The sequence below is a fragment of the Balnearium lithotrophicum genome (assembly GCF_900182585.1).
Lineage (GTDB): Bacteria > Aquificota > Aquificia > Desulfurobacteriales > Desulfurobacteriaceae > Balnearium > Balnearium lithotrophicum.
Genome location: NZ_FXTM01000043.1, coordinates 1 through 3,132, shown reverse-complemented (window position 1 = coordinate 3,132; position 3,132 = coordinate 1). Strand labels below are relative to the sequence as shown.

Below are 3,132 nucleotides of genomic sequence, written 5' to 3'. Positions count from 1 at the left end.
ATTCTTTGTTTAATTTTAATTGTTCGAGCTGTTATAAGATATAGACAAATGAGTAGACTTTAGCTGTTTTTTTCTAGAGGGGGATTTTTAATTTTCTTTTGTTTTAGTTATTGAGACCATTGCGTAAACAGCGAGTAATATGGCAATTCCTACTATTGTGGAGACAATGATTGAAATTATGAGTTCTTTTCCCATTTCTTGAGCTCCTCTAATGTTTCTCTTATAGAGATAGATAACCGGAAGATACCGAATAGGATCCCTATTGTTAATGATAGTCCCATAACAAGTAGCGGGATAGCTATTGGATTTGAAAGTTTGAATAGAAGTCCGATTGTTCCACCTGCGACTGCAATTAAAAGAATAGTTAAGTTTTTCAGGATTTCTGAGTAGAGTTTCAAACGCTCTTTTATGCTTTCCAGCTGTTTTTGTTCTTTATTCAATGGTTTTCTCCTGAGCTTATAGGAAAGGATTATAGCTCGTCTGAGGGCGATTTTGAGCGTTTCTTGGCGATTTTGACTCTGATTAGGGGGTATAAGCTATTCTCTCTATTTTTGCGATTTCTGAGCGTTTAAGAGGGTGTTCACAGGGAATTGGCGCCTAATCAAGTGGTCGTTCAATTTTTCGGTAAGGTGATGGTCGTTTGAAAAGGTAGAGCTAATAGTTCGGTTTAATCGAGTTTAAAGAAAAATCTTTTCCCCTTCAATTTTTCTCTCCCTCCCCTTTAGGCACGATTTCAAAATCCCTCCCACTTTTTAGGGCGTTTCAAGTTAAGAGCTATGACTATGCAAGGTCCAAGAACTTCTATGTTGTAATTCCTTTCTCTTTTTTAGGGCATTTTTCCTATTCATTTTTGAAAGAACAAAAAGTCTGTAGATAAGTTAATTTTACCTACTTTTCCTTGATTGATATTAAAGGTTTCTTTTTAGAAAATTTTGGATATTCATTCAAAGAATAATTGGAGTAATTGCAATAATTGTTTTAATTAACTTTTGAACCTTAAATAGATATTTGAATTTCTCAGAAATTTCGGCTTTTTTGTCGGCTAAGGGAAAAGTAGGTTAAATGTGGTGAAAAATGGATATTCAAATTTCCAAAAGTTGCGTGTTTACTTATCGATTAAACAAAAGTAGGTTAAATCTTTGAAAATTTGGTAAGATTGGAGGAGTTGAGAGGAAAGACGGGAGGAGCGCCCGGCAAGCGCCCCAGTTCCCAACTCTCACTAAAAAATCGCCCAAATAAGAATTTAACACGAGAGTAGGGAAAAGGGAAGACCAGGCGCTCCTTCCGAAAACGAAAGGAAGGAGCGAGGAGATGAATAAAAACTTTGAATTCCAAAGAGCTAACAGCCTACAAGAGGAATTCGAGGCTAAAAACGACATTCTCAGCTCAAAGTTTTTGGAGCTTTCGTCTGAGGAGTATTTCAACGAGATATTCTCGGATAAGAACGAAAACGACGATGTTGTTATTGTTTTAGGGACTTTAAAGGATAAGAAGGGGAATGTTTTAGAAAGTGGAACGATTATCAGAGTCAAAGCAGAAGATATATGGAAAATAACTTGGCGTTCAAACGCTTACATTCCCTACTGCGATTTTAGAAGGAATTACTATCACTCAAAAACTTTGGAAAGGGTTAGAGCGTTTGTCGTTGACTGCGACGGAGTAACAAGCTCAAGACTGAGAAAAATTCTCAGGTATTTATGGTCCACATTACCGGCGGAACCGACACACATAGTTAATTCAGGAAAGGGAGTTCATTTTGTTTATCTCCTATCTGAACCTGCAGAAGTTAAGGGTTTAAGATGGAGTGTTAATAGCCTAAATAGAGCCATACAGGAGAAGTTCTCGTCGATTTTAGATGTAGATAAGCATCCGGTAGTACATCCTTATAGGTTCCCGGGATTTCTTACTAAAATAAATACAACAGCGAGAGGATTTAGAGTTCGTGAGCCTTATAACCTTGAGGAGTTGATGAAACTATTTGAGATAAAGCCGAAGAAAGAGAAGAAGAAACAGGAGAAGAATTCAAAAAAAAAGGCGAAACTCCTTGTCTTACCTAATGGTAGGAGAGCTTTTTTTGAGTGGGTATTGAGGAAGCTATTTTTCAATCCTCCTATACTGGGAAGAAGGCAGAATTCATTTTTTGCTTTGGGAATAGTGTCCTATAAATGCAGAAGGGAAGTTCCTTACGAGGAAGCTGTAGAAACAATAGAGATGGTTTATGAAGATATGATGGATAGGAATTTACATATAGGCTTTGACATACAGGAGGCATACGAGGCGTTCCACAAGGGCTATAATCCCAAATATGTAAGGGCAAGTTGGAAATACCTTTGTAGCCTATTTGGTTGGGAGTATAGACCGAATAAAAGAAATGGAAGGACGAGAGAGGAGCATTTGAGATTAGCAAGGAAAATCAGGTCCATATATGCAGAAGAAAGAAAAAAAGAAAAAGAAGAACATATTAAGCGCTTGATTTCTAAAGGCTACAGCAAATCTGAGATTGCCGAAATGTTGGGAATTTCTCGTCGAAATTTATACAAAACTTACGGATACCTATTTAAATAAATTCTTGTCTTACAATGGCTTCAGAAAATAAAGTGTGAACTTTCTATTGATATAATCCCTCCCCTACTTTAGTAGGTTATACCGTTTGGTGAAATTTTTTTTTCAAGTTTTTTCTTGATTTTCTTAGGTTTTCTGTATTCTCTGTCGTAAGGCGCGCGCGAAAATTTTTTGTCCTAAGGTTGTAGGTGTTTTTTGGGATTTTAAATCTAATTAAAATTAGATTATTAATATTTTTTAGTATCTTATGAAGTTCTTGAAAATTCGGTTTTGGTCTTGATTTTGTTAATTTGATTGAATTTATTTAATTCTAGTTGGAACTAATTTGGTTTAGGAGGATAAAGTGCTTGCTATTGCAAGTTTCTTATCAGTTTTGATCTTTTTGATTTTAGTTTCTATGGATGACTCAAATCCTGTTGAGCTTTTAGGACATATTTCTGTTTATTTTTTTATATCTCTTTGTTCATTTTTTTTAATTCTTTGTTTAATTTTAATTGTTCGAGCTGTTATAAGATATAGACAAATGAGTAGACTTTAGCTGTTTTTTTCTAGAGGGGGATTTTTAATTTT

At 35.3% G+C, this 3,132-nt stretch carries 2 protein-coding genes; one reads left to right on the top strand and one right to left on the bottom strand.

What is annotated here, in order from left to right; all coding sequences use genetic code 11:
* Positions 1 to 176: 176 nt before the first annotated feature.
* On the bottom strand, positions 177 to 440 hold the full coding sequence (locus FN732_RS09430; protein WP_142936285.1) for a hypothetical protein: 264 nt from the start codon (positions 438 to 440) through the stop codon (positions 177 to 179).
* 871 nt (positions 441 to 1,311) lie between these two features.
* Here FN732_RS09430 and FN732_RS09425 point away from each other — a divergent pair.
* Positions 1,312 to 2,565 (top strand): helix-turn-helix domain-containing protein, encoded by a 1,254-nt coding sequence (locus FN732_RS09425; protein ID WP_142936284.1) that lies wholly within the window; start codon positions 1,312 to 1,314, stop codon positions 2,563 to 2,565.
* The last annotated feature ends 567 nt before the right edge of the window (positions 2,566 to 3,132 follow it).